17 protein-coding genes are annotated in these 15,348 nt (G+C 56.1%); 1 reads left to right on the plus strand and 16 read right to left on the minus strand.

Annotated elements, in window-relative coordinates; translation table 11 throughout:
* Positions 1-385: 385 nt before the first annotated feature.
* The 12 genes from AC0L2Y_RS31390 to AC0L2Y_RS31445 form a co-directional block, all read right to left on the minus strand.
* Positions 386-1,165 (minus strand): transporter substrate-binding domain-containing protein, encoded by a 780-nt coding sequence (locus AC0L2Y_RS31390; RefSeq protein WP_473561799.1) that lies wholly within the window; start codon positions 1,163-1,165, stop codon positions 386-388.
* A 187-nt stretch (positions 1,166-1,352) separates the two neighbouring features.
* Complete coding sequence (locus tag AC0L2Y_RS31395; protein ID WP_473561801.1) at positions 1,353-1,556, minus strand: SDR family NAD(P)-dependent oxidoreductase; 204 nt, start codon at positions 1,554-1,556, stop codon at positions 1,353-1,355.
* Between the two features lie 647 nt (positions 1,557-2,203).
* Positions 2,204-3,385, minus strand: coding sequence for an acetyl-CoA C-acetyltransferase (locus AC0L2Y_RS31400; RefSeq protein ID WP_473561803.1), 1,182 nt, complete (start codon positions 3,383-3,385; stop codon positions 2,204-2,206).
* Positions 3,386-3,456: 71 nt separating this feature from the next.
* On the minus strand, positions 3,457-4,086 hold the full coding sequence (locus AC0L2Y_RS31405; RefSeq protein WP_473561805.1) for a 3-oxoacid CoA-transferase subunit B: 630 nt from the start codon (positions 4,084-4,086) through the stop codon (positions 3,457-3,459).
* An 18-nt stretch (positions 4,087-4,104) separates the two neighbouring features.
* Entirely contained in the window at positions 4,105-4,803 is a 699-nt protein-coding gene (locus tag AC0L2Y_RS31410) for a CoA transferase subunit A (RefSeq protein ID WP_473561807.1), read from the minus strand.
* Between the two features lie 124 nt (positions 4,804-4,927).
* On the minus strand, positions 4,928-5,605 hold the full coding sequence (locus AC0L2Y_RS31415; protein WP_473561809.1) for an ABC transporter permease subunit: 678 nt from the start codon (positions 5,603-5,605) through the stop codon (positions 4,928-4,930).
* Complete coding sequence (locus tag AC0L2Y_RS31420; protein WP_473561811.1) at positions 5,605-6,258, minus strand: amino acid ABC transporter permease; 654 nt, start codon at positions 6,256-6,258, stop codon at positions 5,605-5,607. The genes AC0L2Y_RS31415 and AC0L2Y_RS31420 overlap by 1 nt, the downstream gene beginning before the upstream one ends.
* Before the next feature lie 33 nt (positions 6,259-6,291).
* Positions 6,292-7,263: a 3-hydroxyacyl-CoA dehydrogenase NAD-binding domain-containing protein gene (locus tag AC0L2Y_RS31425; RefSeq protein ID WP_473561813.1), complete on the minus strand. Its 972-nt coding sequence runs from the start codon at positions 7,261-7,263 to the stop codon at positions 6,292-6,294.
* 38 nt (positions 7,264-7,301) lie between these two features.
* A complete protein-coding gene (locus tag AC0L2Y_RS31430; RefSeq protein WP_473561814.1) occupies positions 7,302-8,102 on the minus strand; it encodes an amino acid ABC transporter ATP-binding protein in 801 nt (266 codons plus the stop codon).
* A 193-nt stretch (positions 8,103-8,295) separates the two neighbouring features.
* Positions 8,296-9,201, minus strand: a complete 906-nt coding sequence (locus AC0L2Y_RS31435) for a beta-keto acid cleavage family enzyme (protein ID WP_473561816.1) — start codon at positions 9,199-9,201, stop codon at positions 8,296-8,298.
* A gap of 274 nt (positions 9,202-9,475) precedes the next feature.
* Entirely contained in the window at positions 9,476-9,892 is a 417-nt protein-coding gene (locus AC0L2Y_RS31440; protein WP_473561818.1) for an acyl-CoA thioesterase, read from the minus strand.
* A gap of 68 nt (positions 9,893-9,960) precedes the next feature.
* Positions 9,961-10,761: a 3-hydroxybutyrate dehydrogenase gene (locus AC0L2Y_RS31445; protein ID WP_473561819.1), complete on the minus strand. Its 801-nt coding sequence runs from the start codon at positions 10,759-10,761 to the stop codon at positions 9,961-9,963.
* A 111-nt stretch (positions 10,762-10,872) separates the two neighbouring features.
* Between AC0L2Y_RS31445 and AC0L2Y_RS31450 the strand changes: the two genes are divergently transcribed.
* The gene (locus AC0L2Y_RS31450; RefSeq protein WP_473561821.1) at positions 10,873-11,736 is read left to right on the plus strand and encodes a LysR family transcriptional regulator; all 864 of its coding nucleotides are present in this window, start codon (positions 10,873-10,875) and stop codon (positions 11,734-11,736) included.
* A gap of 11 nt (positions 11,737-11,747) precedes the next feature.
* On the opposite strand, the gene AC0L2Y_RS31455 is transcribed toward AC0L2Y_RS31450, so the two are convergent.
* From AC0L2Y_RS31455 to AC0L2Y_RS31470, 4 genes are read right to left on the minus strand one after another with little or no spacing between them, the layout of a single operon-like run.
* On the minus strand, positions 11,748-12,962 hold the full coding sequence (locus tag AC0L2Y_RS31455) for an FAD-dependent oxidoreductase (protein ID WP_473561823.1): 1,215 nt from the start codon (positions 12,960-12,962) through the stop codon (positions 11,748-11,750).
* Between the two features lie 5 nt (positions 12,963-12,967).
* Complete coding sequence (locus AC0L2Y_RS31460; protein ID WP_473561824.1) at positions 12,968-13,438, minus strand: RidA family protein; 471 nt, start codon at positions 13,436-13,438, stop codon at positions 12,968-12,970.
* A complete protein-coding gene (locus AC0L2Y_RS31465) occupies positions 13,435-14,157 on the minus strand; it encodes a gamma-glutamyl-gamma-aminobutyrate hydrolase family protein (protein WP_473561826.1) in 723 nt (240 codons plus the stop codon). Before AC0L2Y_RS31465 ends, AC0L2Y_RS31460 begins: the two co-directional genes overlap by 4 nt.
* A gap of 8 nt (positions 14,158-14,165) precedes the next feature.
* Positions 14,166-15,323 (minus strand): M20 family metallopeptidase, encoded by a 1,158-nt coding sequence (locus AC0L2Y_RS31470; protein ID WP_473561828.1) that lies wholly within the window; start codon positions 15,321-15,323, stop codon positions 14,166-14,168.
* Positions 15,324-15,348 lie beyond the last annotated feature (25 nt).

Below are 15,348 nucleotides of genomic sequence, written 5' to 3' on the forward strand. Positions count from 1 at the left end.
GCCCGTCGCTTCACCCGCCCAGCAGGGCACAACCCACGCCGGAAACGAACTCAAAACTGGATAGAAACTGGGGGCAACGTCACCGCCGCTTGCTTCGTTATCAACTGGGCCTGCTGCGAGGATCAGCGCGTCTTTTCCGGCAGCGTCCAGGGCGGCAAGATCGAGCGGCAGTTGCATGCTGCCAATGCGTCAGACTCGCCGCAGGAGTAGAAGCCCTCACGCTGCGTGAGTCAATTCGCCGCGGGTGAGCAATTACCCGAAACGCCCTTCTCCTTGAATTCCATAGCAGTATGCCGATGGCGCACACCGTCAGCATACTCTTCAGTTGGACACTTGTCCAAAAGCCCATTGCCAAAGCGCGGTGCGCTTATCCCGCCAACGGTATTCAGTTGTTGAGAATGTTGCGGCCGAACCACTTTTGAGAGATTTTGTCGTACTCGCCGCTTTTGACGATAGCGTCCAGAGCAACCTTTAGTTTCGGAGCCCATGGATCGTCCTTGCGAAGCATAAAGCCTTGGCCAATACCAAAGTAGCTTTCGTCATTGATGCTCGGGCCCACCATCTTGTAGGCCTCAGGCCGTTTTTTTACGTAACCGTATGAGAGTTGATTCTCGTCGCCGAAGACAGCGTCCACGCGCCCAGTGTCAAGATCAAGAAGAGCGTCGTTGATCTGTTCATAAGGTTGGATGGTCATGAATTTCGCAAACTTATCGCCGCTGTACTTTACAATTGCTGAAGCACTCTTTTCGATCCCCAGCGTTTTACCCGTCAGGCTTTCCTCGCTTCCATCGATCGACGAATTCGCACTAACAATCAAACGAAAGGTCGGCCGGATGTAAGGACCTACCATCGTGTATTTCTGCAAGCGCTCAGGCGTCATTGCAAACGTGTTGATCAAGACGTCGATTTGCCCAGCATTCAGTGCTGCGCTCTCGCCGTTCCCCGCCACCGCCTGAATGTCACAAGTCGCGTCCATGGCTTTGCAGACCGCATTGGAAATGTCGAAATCGAATCCGGTAAGTTGTCCGTCCGGCGTCTGGAAGGAGAACGGCTCGAATAGCGGGTCCATTCCCACTTTGATGGTATCTTTTGCAGCTGCGCTTTGCGCTCCAAAAGCGAAAGTTCCAACCACACCGAGGATCATAAGTAGCTTAGGCATTTTCATTTGTAGTTCCTCTCTTTTGTTCGTCTTATGTTTCTGCAAGAGATGACCGCAACAGCCGTTTGTCTCTCACATGATCGGAGCACGTCGTAGTCAGTCTTCCCGTACTTGATTAGGATAAGCGTGATCAGTTCTGTCGAGCGGCCTTTCACGTGGAAAGCGCCCAGTCACCCAACCCCGGTCCGTGATATCACCCTCTAGTAGCCCTATCGCGTCGCTGAAGGGCTTTGACGACGAGACGTCGCGGTTCAATCACGATTAATCGAGCACCTTCCGCGCGGAAGGTATCAACGATCGCGCGCCCAATACCTTGGGCGCCGCCGGTGATGACGGCGATCTTTCCGCTTAAGGCTCCTTGGCTCGATTTGGATACCACTTCGCTCTCCGATTTCACTCTCAAGACCCAAGCCTTGCTCAGCTATCAAGTCGCCGCGCCCGACTTTGGCTTGGAACCAAATCAATTCGGCTTAAGCTTGTGATTTAACGAGGCTCGTATCTGCCTTTGAACTCTAAGCCCTTGGAGCATTGGTAAAAATGGAGATTATCGAATTAAGCTATTCGCTCTTTCGATAAATGGGCCAATGGGCTTTGTGGCCTGTTCAGGTCAGGACGTGTGGGCTACAAAGCATGTGAGACATGTTCAGCCAATTGCCGGTGAGTTCCGAACCATACGTCGCCCCTGGCCTTTGCAACTCGAATGTTCTCCTCGAGGATCCATATCCGCGATCGATAGCCGCGCGATGAGGGTGCATGGTAAGCTGAAATAGCTCACCCTCCTCGTAAGCCGATTCAAATTCGCGTAGGTAGATCTTCAGAACGTCCTCTGGACCTAGATGAGGGCGAACAGCACCGGCGAGGCTCATTTCGAAATATGGGGCATCGTCGCGAATCCATTCAACAGGGATTTCGATCACCCCCGTCCTTTCTCCGTCCTCCAGCAACTCGTAACAACTGTCATCCGCCATAAATGATGAATCGCTCCTCCGACCAACGCCAAGGCTCCTTTCCGCTACCAGACATCACTTGTCCTCCAGATTTGCTTCACATCGCCTCCACGCACATGGCGACTCCCATACCGCCACCTATGCAGAGCGTCGCCAGCCCCTTCTTGGCGCCGCGGCGATTCATTTCGAAGAGCAGCGTGTTGAGTACGCGGGCGCCGGAAGCACCGATCGGATGGCCGATGGCGATCGCGCCGCCGTTGACGTTGACGATCGACGGGTCCCAGCCGAGGTCCTTGTTGACCGCGCAGGCCTGGGCAGCGAAGGCCTCGTTGGCTTCGACCAGTTCGACGTCGCCGATCGCCCAACCGGCTTTCGCCAGCGCATTGCGCGAAGCCGGGATCGGGCCGGTGCCCATGAGTTGCGGATCGACGCCGGCAGTTGCCCAGGAGACGATGCGAGCGAGCGGCTGGATGCCGCGCTTCGAAGCCTGCGCTTCGCTCATCAGGAGCGTGGCCGCAGCGCCGTCATTGAGACCGGAGGCGTTGCCGGCCGTCACCGTGCCTTCCTTGTCGAAAGCCGGGCGCAGCTTCGTCATCTTCTCGAGCGTTGCGCCATGGCGGATATATTCGTCCCGGTCGACGGTGACGTCGCCCTTGCGGCCCTTGACGAGGAAGGGAACGATCTCGTCGGTAAAGCGCCCGGCCTTCTGCGCCGTTTCTGCCTTGTTCTGCGATGCGAGCGCGAACGCATCCTGCTCTTCCCGGCTGAGCTGCCATTGGCGGGCGACGTTCTCGGCGGTGATGCCCATGTGATAACCGTAGAAGGCGTCGGTCAGGCCGTCCTTGATCATCGTGTCGATCATCTTGAAGTCACCCATCTTCACGCCGCCGCGAAGATGCGAGCAATGCGGCGCCATCGACATGGATTCCATTCCGCCGGCAACGATAATGTCGGCATCGCCGGTGGCAATCTGCTGCATGCCGAGTGCGACGGCGCGAAGACCCGAACCGCAGAGCTGGTTCACGCCCCAGGCAGTCTTTTCCTGAGGGATGCCTGCCTTCATCGCCGCCTGACGCGCCGGGTTCTGGCCCTCGCCTGCCTGCAGAACCTGGCCGAGGATCACCTCGTCGACCTCGCTCGCCTCGACGCCCGCGCGCTCGAGCACGCCCTTGATGACGGCAGCGCCGAGCTCGTGCGTCGGCGTGTTACCAAAAGCGCCGTTGAAGGATCCGACCGCGGTGCGGGCGGCGCTGGCGATGACGATCGATGGGGTGCTCATGGTGGTCTCCTCTCCTGGTCTTGCAAAGTCGGCAAAGGCCGGCTCCGCGTCTCGGCAATAAGCCCTTAGGCCTAGTTGACGATGGTCGCCTCGGTGGCGCTGCGGATCTCGCCGTCAGTGACGCCCTCGGCAAGCTCGACCAGCTTCAGTCCGCCATCGACGACGTCGAGCACACCAAGGTTGGTGATGATCCGATCAATGACGCTTTGTCCGGTCAGCGGCAGGGTGCAAGCCTTCAGCACCTTGGATTCGCCGGCTTTGTTGGTGTGGTCCATGACGACGACCACGCGCTTGACGCCGGCGACCAGATCCATCGCGCCGCCCATGCCCTTGACCAGTTTGCCCGGGATCATCCAGTTGGCGAGGTCACCGTTCTCTGCCACTTCCATGGCGCCGAGGATCGCCATGGCGATCTTGCCGCCGCGGATCATCGCAAAGCTCTCCGCTGAATCGAAGAAGGCCGAATGCGGCAATGCCGTCACTGTCTGCTTGCCGGCATTGATGAGATCGGCATCGATCTGGTGCTCTGTCGGAAAGGGTCCAATGCCGAGCAGGCCGTTCTCCGACTGCAGCGTCACGTGGACGCCTTCGGGGATGTAGTTGGCGACCAGCGTCGGAATCCCGATGCCGAGATTGACGTACGTGCCATCTTCGAGCTCGCGGGCAGCACGCGCCGCCATCTGGTTTCTGTCCCAGGCCATTTGTCTTCCCCCCTGCCCTTATGCCGTCGCGCGCGTCGTGCGCTGTTCGATGCGTTTCTCGTGCTGAGCCTGGATCAGGCGATGCACATAGATCCCCGGCACATGGATGTGATCGGGATCGAGGCTGCCGACCGGCACGATCTCCTCGACTTCGGCGACGCAGATCTTGCCGCAGGTGGCGGCCGGCGGATTGAAGTTGCGGGCCGTCTTGCGGAAGACGAGATTGCCCGATGTGTCGGCCTTCCAGGCCTTGACGATCGAAAGGTCAGCGACGATGCCGGTCTCGAGAACATAAGTCTCGCCGTTGAAGGTCTTCGTCTCCTTGCCCTCGGCAACGACGGTGCCGACGCCGGTCTTGGTATAGAAGCCGGCAATGCCGGCGCCGCCGGCCCGCATCCGCTCGGCCAGCGTCCCCTGGGGATTAAACTCCAGATCAAGTTCGCCGCTCAGGTACTGGCGCATGAACTCCGCGTTCTCACCGACATACGACGAGATCATCTTCCTGATCTGCTTCGTTTTCAGCAGCACGCCGAGGCCGAAGTCGTCGACACCGCAATTGTTCGAGGCGATCGTCAGATCCTTGGTACCAGCTTGGCGGATCGCATCGATCAGCAGTTCCGGAATGCCGCAAAGGCCGAACCCCCCCGCCGCGATAAACATGCCGTCAAACAGGAACCCTTTAAGTGCCGAAGCGGGGCTGTCGAATTCTTTTTGCACGAAATTACTCCAATCTGTCATTCTTCCGGAACATCGCCCAGCGCCAAGGCACTGGCGGCCATCTCGGCAGGTTGGGTACCCGCCGAAGGTATGAAACTTGATCTGACCAGATCGCCTGGTTGTCTTACATCACCGCTCGTCTTCTAATAGCGGCAAGCGCGATATCGATGAGACCTACCGTAACAAGATAGAAGACCGCAGCAGCAATGAGAGGGGAAATATTGTCTGAGTAAATTCTCCCATAGGAGTTTGCATTACTCAAAACGTCAGACACGGCGATCGCGCTTGCAAGTGACGTAGCTTTGAGCGTGGCGACCAATTCGTTCCCGATTGTCATCACGGAATTGCGGAACGCGATCGGAAGAACAACCCTCCTGAGGGCCATACCTTCACTCATTCCTACAGCCATACACGCTTCCACCTGGCCCCGCGTAACTGATTTGATGCCTCCACGGAGCACTTCGGCGAGATACGCAGCATTGTTGAGGCTGAAGCCGAGGACCGCGATAGCGAAGGAATAGCGGAAGAACGCGTCCCATAGCGGTCCATTTCGAATAAAGCCAATGTTGGGCAGGCCGTAATAGAGGAAATAGAGAAGTGTTAGGAGCGGAACGGCGCGAAACGAGAATGTAAACGCTTCGCCTGTCCACTTCAGAGCGGGTCTGTCGCTGTTGACAAGTACCGCTACACCAGCGCCAAGGATAAGGCCAAAAACCATAGCGAAAGCCGTCAAAGTGATCGTAATCGGGATACCACGAGCAATCTGGAGCCACAGTTCCGAATGTGAAAGAAGATCAAACATCACAGTTGCTTCGCACTCTCGAGTCGCCGTTGAACGATTGTCAGGATTGCAGCAACAACGATGTATACTGCTGCGGCGCACGCGAATGCCGGCAGTGGCTCATGCGTCGCTCCCGCCACGATTTGAGCACGGCGGGTGAGTTCCGTAACGCCGATGGCCGAAGCGATCGCGGTCAGTTTAATTACAACCAGCAACAGGCTTCCCAGGCTGGGGGCGGCCAAGCGGAGCATGAGCGGAATCGCTATGCGAACATTGATTAGGTATCCAGGCATTCCGATAGCGTGCGCTGCTTCAAGAAGTCCCCGTGGTACCGCGCGGTATGCGTCGGAGAATATTTGACAGGCATAGGATCCGATTTGGACCCCCAACGCTGTCAGCGCAGCCGCAAACGGGCTTGGGTCTGGGATCCCGATCGATCTCGCGAATGCGATGGCGCCGTAATACGCTAGGAAGATTGTGAGAAGTTCCGGTAGAGCCCGGAACACGCTGATGTAGATTGAGATCAGAAAGCTGACTGGTGGCGATGAATGGTCCCTGATGAGCGCTAACATCAAGCCGATGATCGCAGCAGCCACGAACGAAGCCCCTCCGAGGGAGACCGATGAGACGATGCCTTGGACCAAGTAGGGTATGTAGTCTGCCGTCGTGTTCACGAATCTGCCTTCATCTATGAAGAAGTAGCCGGTCTAATCGGCGCCAATCATCGGTTCCGTTATAGTACGTGCCAAGGCGTTGCGTACTGCAATCACCCCCGCATTCCGGCGGCTTAAGAGGGGATCCTGACCATTCGAGCCGATCTTCTCCCGAACTTCTTGTGCATAGGCTGCGACCAGCTTCTCGTCCGGATCGAAGCCCTGGTCTGCCACGAAACCGTTCCTAATTTCATCGACCAGACTTTGCACAAAGCCCTGGTACATTGTGGGATTCTGCGTGCCCAAGTAGAACACGCTTGACGGGCCCATCACTGCCCATCTGAGAGCGGGTCCAGCCGAAATTGCACGATCGATTGTCTCGAGGTCTGCAACACCCTTTGAATAGATGTGGAATATCTCCTTCAACACGGCCGCCTGAATGCGATTGCCAATATATCCCTCAATCTCGCGCTTAAGCTCGACGACTTCGCACCCGGTCGATTTGTAGAAGTCGGATGCTATGCTGGCGGCAACCGGCGCCTCATCACCGCCCGCAATCTCGACGAGTGGGATAAGATATGGCGGATTAAATGGATGGCCGATAACAATCCGTTCTGGCGATTTTGCCTTCTCTCGCAGATCCTTGGCAAGAAACCCTGCTGAACTGGAGGCCACGATCGCGTGGGAAGGCGCGAGGTCGGTGATCGTGCGAAAAAGATCCTTCTTTTGGCTGAGAATTTCGGGTGCACTTTCCTGCACGAAATCGGCCGAACTTAGCGCCTCCTGCAAATTTGTTGTGAACCTTATTCGGTCCAAACGCGCATTTGGAGCGAGACCGAGTTGCGTCAACGCGGGCATGGCCTTTTCGAAATAGCGGTCAAGCCATTCCTTTCTCTCGGACGCTGGATCAAAGACCACGACGTCCAAGCCAGCGCGCATGAAATGGGCAGCCCACCCGGCGCCAATGTTTCCTGCGCCGATACAAACGACGCTCGTGAAGCGCCTTTCTAATGATTGCACGTCCATTTGAACCTCCGCTCCTCCAGACCTGTCATTTTGAGGTACTAGTGACGCATCCGGGCTAGAAAGCGATGCAGTTCTTCAGATTTCGGGGACTCGATCAGACTCCGTGGAGGGCCCTCCTCTTCCACGACGCCCTTTCGAAGGAAAAGCATCTTGCTTGAAACATCTCTCGCAAACGCGATCTCATGCGTTACGATCAACATCGTGCGCCCCTCCTTCGCGAGGTCGGTCATGACCGCAAGCACTTCGCCGACAAGTTCGGGGTCCAAAGCCGACGTTGGCTCGTCAAAAAGAAGGACGTCAGGATTCATCGCGAGGGCTCGTGCAATTGCTACCCGCTGTTGCTGGCCACCTGACAATTGAGAAGGCCGGTAATCCGCCCGATCTGCCAAGCCCACACGCGCCAGGAGATCTAGCGCACGAGATCGCGCTTCCTTCACGGGCTGCTTCAAGACACGAACTGGGCCTTCCATGACGTTTTCAGCTGCAGTCATGTGTGGCCAAAGGTTGAATGACTGGAACACCATCCCCACTTCGCGGCGCAGGACACGCAGTTTTTGTTTACTCGCGCGAGAACGACTTAAGGCGTCAGCGGCCTGATGGACCTGCCCACGTATCGTCACCGTTCCACTTGACGGAACCTCAAGAAAGTTCAAACACCGCAAAAATGTGGACTTTCCCGAGCCGGATGCACCGATTAAGCTAATGACGTCCCCTCGCTTCGCCTCCAGGGAAATACCTTTGAGAACATCAATGTCCGCGAAGCGTTTTTCGATCTTGTCAGCGCGCAGAACGAACTCGGTATCGATGTCCGCAGCCTTGAGCTTTGAATCGACGCGCATATCGTTCCCCATGTATTTAACCCGAGCTGCTGTCCTTAGGACCAACCAACTTTGATCGGCCGTTCTACCTTTGGATAGGCAGTTTAACAGCGCACAGATCCTGAAGCTGCCTTCATTCGCTTCAACCTGTTCGCCTACGAAACAGATGCGAGTCCGGCACAGCATTATGTCCAGGCCCGCTAGAAAGGTGACCTCAAGCTCCCGGCTTCTTCAGGCCGAGTTTTTCGCGAGTCTCTGCTGCCGACAAAACAGCTCCACCCATGCCACGGATCAGGCCAACAACTCGCTCGACAAGGGTGTCATTGTCGGCATAAACCCCCTTATCAAGATAAAGGTTGTCCTCGAGACCTACGCGAACGTTGCCTCCTTGGCCGACCGCGAGCGGAACGAAACGAAGTTCGTCACGCCCAATTGCAAAGGCGCTCCATGTCGATTCGGCAGGTGCCAATTGCTTAAAGACATCGAGAACGAATGGCTCCGCCGGCGCACCGCCCGGAATTCCGAGGCAGAACTGAATTAGCGGATTACCTTCGAGTAGACCTTCGGCAAACATTTTTTTAACGAAGGCCAGGTGGCCAAGCTCAAATACCTCGAGTTCAGGCTTTATCCCAAGCGTGCGAATGTGCTGAGCCATAGGACGAAGATAGGTGGCCGGCGCCAGGTAGACGAGATCTCCGTCGCCGAAATTCATGGACCCACAATCAAGAGTACAAATTTCAGGCTTAAGCTTTGGGTCGCGGCAAAGACGGTCTAAGTGCTGAAGGCGTCCAACCGGCCCGAGCAGGTCTGTCCCAGCTCCGGCAAGCTGCGTACCTGGATCTTCCGTAAGAACTAGGTCGCCCGCCATACCGCAACTCACATTGATGATTACATCGGTGTCGCTATCGCGGATCAGAGATACGATTTCCGCAAAAAGCTCTGGATCCCGGCTTTGCTGACCAGTATTCGGATCACGGGCGTGAAGATGAACGATCGCAGCACCTGCCTTTGCAGCCGAAATCGCGGCATCCGCAATTTCTTTAGGGGTGACTGGGATCCGGGGATGACGAGAAACCGTGTCCGCACCGCCAGTTACCGCGCAAGTGATGAATGTGCCCATTGTGGATCCTTATTCCGTTCCCAGCGACGCTTTATGTAATCTCTGAACTTTTGAAGAGCCGCGATGTTGTCCTTGCAAAGACTATGACGCCGTAAGCGTCCTCAGACAAATTATGGCTTCTGATTAGTCTATTCTCGAAATCGATAAGTTGCCGTATGCGGGAAATGGTAAAAGAGCGGCCGCTCGAGGTCCTCGAAACGGCCGCAATAGCCCGCGTTGGGCTGGGGAGGATCAAAAACGAGGTCCTGGTTGGATGCGGCTCGGGTCACCTGGCTTACGCCTCGGTGGGCTGTGAAAGCAGTCGCTCTGCAGCTTTGCGGACCGTATGCAGGAGCGGCGCCGATTGGCGCTTCTGGAGATTGAACATAACGCTAACAACCTCCATGGTTGCATGGAGGTTGCCACTGGCGCCGTTCATCTCATGGAGGAAGGTCAGTGAGGTCCGACCGATCTTGGTTACGCGCGTGCTAATGCTCAGCAGACTTCCAGACTTGACCTCATCTCGAAATTCAATCAAGTGGCGAACGTCTGCCCACCCCAGATGTTCGGGAGAAAGCTCCTCGACCCCGCCTCCGAGGCGACTTACGAAGACCGACGACGCATCATCGAAAATCGCGCTGTAGAAACGGACATTCATGTGTCCCATGGTGTCGCAGAACCATGGGTGCGCTACCGCTTTCATTGTTTCCATAAGTAGGATTCACTGTTGATTTTGATGCAGCCGGCCGCTTCTCGAGAGCGAAATCTCTAAGCCACTCGCTACGCGCTCGTGCCGCCGTCGACCGGCAGTGCGATACCGGTAATTGACCGAGCGCTTTCGCTGCACAGGAAAAGCATGGCTGCTGCGACTTCGCTTGTATCGACAAAACGTTTAGTCGGCATCTCGTTCAGGAAATGCTCTTTCGCCGTTTGCTCGACTGACAGTCCGAGGGCTGCCGCTTTTGCTTCGACTTGCGCGGCGGCAAGCGGGGTATATACCCAACCAGGGCATATTGCGTTGCATGTGATTCCAAGCTCGGCACCTTCCAGCGCTACAGTCCTTGTAAGTCCAAGAACGCCATGCTTTGCGGCTACGTATGCCGTCTTCCCGAACTCACCCGTTAGTGCCAAAGTCGACGCAGTGTTGACGATCCGGCCCCAACCTTGACGCTTCATCCCTGGAAAGACTGCCTTGATTGCGTGAAATGCCGCACCGAGATTGACGGCAAGCAGGCGATCCCATTGCTCGGTTGGAAAGTCCTCCACACCACTCGCAAACTGAACGCCGGCGTTATTTACAAGAATGTCGATGTCGCCCACTTTCGCGGCCGCGGCCTCGACCAGAGCACCGCCGTTTCGGGCATCGGACAAGTCGTGATCGAAATGGAAGCTTTCGTTGCCGCTCAGTTCACTAAGTTCGCCGACGAACCCCAAGATAGATTCTTGATTGCCGAGACCATGGATAACAATTCGGGCGCCGGACCGCGCGAATGACCGCGCGATCTCCTGACCCATCCCCGTTGTAGAACCGGTGACGAGCACCTTGCGTCCGGTCAGCACTACGTTGAGATCGGCGCTCATGACGCCTCCATCAAACATTTTGAATTGCCTGAAGGCTAGCAGAGACCGCTATTGAAGATAACGCGATTTCTGTTATCAATATATGCAGCTCCTGAATAAATGAGCGCCGGGATGGACATCGGACTATTGAGAACGTTTACCGCCGTTGCAGCGCTAGGCAGCTTCTCTGGGGCCGCACAGCGTTTGAACATGACGCAGTCTACGGTCAGCCAACAAATTGCCCGGCTTGAAGAGCACCTAGGGAAGCAACTGTTAATCCGCACAACGCGACGCTGTCACCTTACCCATGATGGCGACGAACTTATGGAGCGCGCAAGTCAGGTTGTTGCTCTCGTCGACGAGATGGAGAACGCATTCAGACCTGAGTTAAGCAGTGGAACAGTTGTGGTCGGAGTTGTGGACGACTCATATCTTTTCGCACCGCTTACACGCGCCTTGGCGGAGTTCGTCGAACGTCGTCCCACTGTCAATATTGAAATCAGGGCGGGAATGTCTGCAGATCTCTTGAGGGAGCTGAAGGCGCGGAATATCGAACTCGCGCTGGTTCGGGTAGACCCTGAAGTGGAACGCGTTGGCCTATTGCAGACTGGCAAGCTGGTCTGGATTTCTGCATCGAATTGGCAGGTCCCCGACAATGGCGTCATCCCCGTGGCGGTCGTCGGCGGGACTTGCAATTACCACAAGGTCGCTCTCGAGACACTTAGGCGGGCAAACATGCAGTCGCGAAGGGTCGTCACGTGCAGCAGCCTAGAAGGTGTGCTTGAAGTCGTTCGAGCCGGTCTTGCGGTTTCCGTCGTCCCAGAAGGGGAATTGCGCACCGGCATGCAGATCGTGAGCCATCGCCTCCCTCGCTTACCTCATACCGGCTTGAAGATTAGCTTTAGCGAGCAGGAACCCTCATTGGCGGCAAGACAGCTCGCGCGCGTTATCGAGAATACTCTTCAAAATAAGGTGCCGCTCCGGCGGAGAACGTGAGCGCCGGTTAGTTAAGGGGACGCTGTTCCGACGATTTCAGCGAGTTTTTCAGCTGTCGCCATCGACAAAGTCCAGCCGAGTGATCCGTGACCGCAGTTTAGATAAAGGCCACGAACTCGTGTTTCGCCAACAATCGGCTTGCTGTCTGGAGTGACTGGTCGAAATCCGGTCCATGCTTGAACGTCACCATCGTACTCTCCTGCCTTTGGGAATATGCCCTTAGCAGTCGACAGAAGCGTCATAAACCTCTCATTGTCAAACTTGCCGGCGAACGGTCCGATGTCAGCAAGACCCGCAATTCGTAGGCGATTGCCAATCCGACAAAAAACCGTTTTTCGGGCTGTATCCGTGATGCTAGCGGTCGGGGCATTGGCTAAGGCGGGAATTGTGAGAGAGTACCCCTGAACTGGCCATATTGGCAGCGAAATTCCTGCCGTCCGCGCAAAAGGCGCGGTCCAAATGCCTAAGGAGATCACAGCGCGGCTGCATTCGATTTCCTCCGACCTCGTTGCGATCGCGACAAGCTCATTCGCGCGAGTTCTAGCCCGGCAGAGTCTCGTATTGAATCTGAAGCGAACGCCATAATCTTGCTCAAGAAGGACTTGGAGGTTCCGGCAAAACAAGCTTGAGTCTCCCGCTTCATCATGGGGCGACCATATCGCTCCTTCGAACGCGTATCCGTACTCGGCAAGCGCGGGCTCCTTCTCCAACGCTTGCTGCCTCGTCAGCACAACCTGATCGGCACCATACCGATTCTTAAGCGTGCTGAGCTCCGCTGCCCTTAGGAGGCTTTCTTTGCTGGAGAAAAGCGTGATCTTGCCCGTCCTGCTGAAATCGAATTCGAGCCTGCCGGAGAGCTCGGCGATACCCGGGCGGCTGTTTAGCGCAAGGTCCAGAATGTCGGACGTGTTGCGTTCAAAGGCAGCCTGTGTTGCATTCGATAGAAAGCGCAGGGCCCAGGCAAAATATGCTGGGGAGGGTGTCAGACGCACCCTGAACGCTGGATCCAGCCCCAGAATATATTTTGGGATATTCGCCGCGAGAGATGGCGAGGCCATCGCATCTGTATAGAAGTAGCTGAGCTGTGCGCCGTTGCCAAAACTTGCACCCGCCTCAGCTGGCCCAAGGGCGGCGTCAACAACGCACACCTCATGTCCCTTCTTCGCAAGCGCGTAGGCAGTCGTCATGCCGACGACACCGGCACCAAGAACTAAAATCGGGGCCATTGTGATCAGTCCCGAAGACGAGCGATTACTTCGACCTCGACTGGGACGCCCCGCGGCAATGCCGCGACGCCAATGGCAAATCGGGCGTGTTCACCGCATTCCCCAAACAACGCTACGAAGAGGTCGGAGGCGCCGTTTACAACAGCGGGAATGTTTTGGAATTCCGGGGTGCACGCTACGAACCCACAGACTTTCAAAAGTTCCTGCACTTTAGACAGGTCTCCTCCAGTTGCCGACGACAACTGGCTGATCACATTGAGCGCCGCTAATTTCGCCGCCTCATATGCCGCTTCCTGCGATACTTCGTCGCCTACACGACCCGTATATTTGACCACGCCGTCGTCTAAGGGCAGCTGGCCCGAGACGTAGACCAAGCCGCGATCTTCTTTATATCCAAGAAGGTTACCGTCTGGTTTGGAGATCTTCGGAAGGACAAGACTGAGCGCCTCGATGCGCTGTTCTGGGCTTTGGGTCATTGTTCATTTCTTTCAGCGTATTCGCGAGCTTTTGATACAAAGGTCTCGAAGATGATCATATCGATATCGGCCACGCCATATTCTGGGTGCCACTGCACTCCAACGGCAAACCCGCCATCTCTCTTTTCGACCGCCTCGATCACACCGTCCGGAGAGGCGGCGATCACCTGATAGGCTTCCGAGGGGAGCACTGATTGATGATGGACGCTATTTACTGCCAGAATGTCACTCTTCGCCGCTGTGAAATGTCGTGACCCGCCGTCGAAGTGTATTTGATGATGTGCTATTGCCGCAGACAAGTCCGGCTTATGCTCAAGGGCGCCATCAATCTCTGTCGGAATATCTTGGACGAGCTCTCCGCCAAGGCATACAGCGAGCAACTGCATGCCGTTGCAGATTCCCACGATCGGCATTTCTCGCGACAGCGCTCCCTCAATCAGTGCCCGTTCGAAATTTGTACGGTCGGGCTTCATAACGTAGTCTTTGCGAGCCATCTGTCGGTAGAGCACCGGGTCAATGTCGAACATGCCGCCGGTGACAAGGACACCGTCGACTGCGTCCAAATAGTCGTCTACATTTTCTCGATAGGGCAGCAGGAAAGGCAGACCGCCAGCCTTCGCGACGGCTTCGGCATAATTTCGCCGAACAAAATACTCGGTTTCTGGGGCTGCGAAATCATTGATATCCGGCGTGATGCCGATGCGCGGAAGGTGAGGCATAGTGGATCCTAGGATAGCCAAGCTCGTGCCACGTCTTCGTAGATATCTACGACCTTGAGTACACTCTCAATAGAAACGGATTCATCGGGCTGCCCGCTCAGACCTAGAACGCCAGGGCCAATAATTGCGAAGGGCACTGAGAGCCCCTCCAAAAGGACAGTACCGTCGCTATAGTAGGACACGCCCTTGATTTCTGGCGTGAGACCCCGATGACGACCACAAACGTCTCCGCAAAGCTTCACGAAGACATCATCTCGCTGGCTCTCGACGGCAGGCTTGTAGTCTATGATATTGATCGATACGTCGTTTGGCGCGATCGCCGCCACTTTCTTGACGATTTCCCGGTAATCGACGCCCGGATGAAGTCGAATGTCGAAATCCACCGTGCAACGGTCGGGGGTGAGGTTCACCGCCGAACCGCCCTCGATGCGGCCTACTCGCAAAGTTTGTTCATCCAGCAGCGGATGCTCGGGACCGCTCAAGTCGAGTGCATAGAGCTGACTTAAAAACCCGTGGATCAAATCGATTGCATTTACGCCCGCCGCACCAGACACATGACCCAGCCTACCGGTCGCGGTCGCCCTAAGCCACAGAGCCGCCTTCTCGACAATCACGACATCAAGATCGCTAGGCTCCCCACACAGGAACGCACCAATCTCTTCCTTTAGGCCTTGCTCCGCGAACCTGCGCGCTCCCAACAAGTTGGCACTTTCGCCAGCAGTGAACGCTAGAATAACATCGCCTTTGAGCTTCTGTTGCGAGCCTTGGGCAAGCTTGCCGGCAGCTGCGATCATCGCAGCTAAGGCGCTTTTCATATCCGTTGCGCCGCGTCCATAAAGTCGCCCGTTTTCGACCTCGCCGGAAAACGGCCACCGCTCCCACGGTACCGTTCCTACTGGAACGGTGTCCATGTGAGAGGAAAACACTAGCGCCGGCTTTTCACCCGTACCTCTAATCCGTCCAAGAACGTTTGCTCTGCCGGGTTGAAACTCGTCCAACTCCGATTCGACCCCGAGAGCGAGCAACTGGTTGTGTACCAGCTTGGCGACTTCAATCTCTCGCCCCGGCGGATCACAGCTATCAATCGAAACGATCTTCTGAAGAAATGAGATCGGATCGAAATTTTGCCTACCTTGGCTGTGCGTTCGAGCGCTAACAGTTGCCATTATTCATCCTCTAGGTTTTAGACGA

The organism is Mesorhizobium sp. WSM4830 (genome assembly GCF_055811495.1).

Bases quoted from the DNA above. Each gene is read 5' to 3' on its own strand.
- AC0L2Y_RS31460 (WP_473561824.1), bottom strand. From the start codon at position 13,438: ATGACCCAAAGCCCAGAACAGCGCATCGAGGCGCTCAGTCTTGTCCTT.
- AC0L2Y_RS31450 (WP_473561821.1), top strand. From the start codon at position 10,873: ATGGACATCGGACTATTGAGAACGTTTACCGCCGTTGCAGCGCTAGGC.
- AC0L2Y_RS31425 (WP_473561813.1), bottom strand. From the start codon at position 7,263: ATGGACGTGCAATCATTAGAAAGGCGCTTCACGAGCGTCGTTTGTATC.
- AC0L2Y_RS31430 (WP_473561814.1), bottom strand. From the start codon at position 8,102: ATGCGCGTCGATTCAAAGCTCAAGGCTGCGGACATCGATACCGAGTTC.
- AC0L2Y_RS31435 (WP_473561816.1), bottom strand. From the start codon at position 9,201: ATGGGCACATTCATCACTTGCGCGGTAACTGGCGGTGCGGACACGGTT.
- AC0L2Y_RS31415 (WP_473561809.1), bottom strand. From the start codon at position 5,605: ATGTTTGATCTTCTTTCACATTCGGAACTGTGGCTCCAGATTGCTCGT.
- AC0L2Y_RS31440 (WP_473561818.1), bottom strand. From the start codon at position 9,892: ATGGAAACAATGAAAGCGGTAGCGCACCCATGGTTCTGCGACACCATG.
- AC0L2Y_RS31390 (WP_473561799.1), bottom strand. From the start codon at position 1,165: ATGAAAATGCCTAAGCTACTTATGATCCTCGGTGTGGTTGGAACTTTC.
- AC0L2Y_RS31405 (WP_473561805.1), bottom strand. From the start codon at position 4,086: ATGGCCTGGGACAGAAACCAGATGGCGGCGCGTGCTGCCCGCGAGCTC.
- AC0L2Y_RS31455 (WP_473561823.1), bottom strand. From the start codon at position 12,962: ATGGCCCCGATTTTAGTTCTTGGTGCCGGTGTCGTCGGCATGACGACT.
- AC0L2Y_RS31445 (WP_473561819.1), bottom strand. From the start codon at position 10,761: ATGAGCGCCGATCTCAACGTAGTGCTGACCGGACGCAAGGTGCTCGTC.
- AC0L2Y_RS31465 (WP_473561826.1), bottom strand. From the start codon at position 14,157: ATGCCTCACCTTCCGCGCATCGGCATCACGCCGGATATCAATGATTTC.
- AC0L2Y_RS31400 (WP_473561803.1), bottom strand. From the start codon at position 3,385: ATGAGCACCCCATCGATCGTCATCGCCAGCGCCGCCCGCACCGCGGTC.
- AC0L2Y_RS31470 (WP_473561828.1), bottom strand. From the start codon at position 15,323: ATGGCAACTGTTAGCGCTCGAACGCACAGCCAAGGTAGGCAAAATTTC.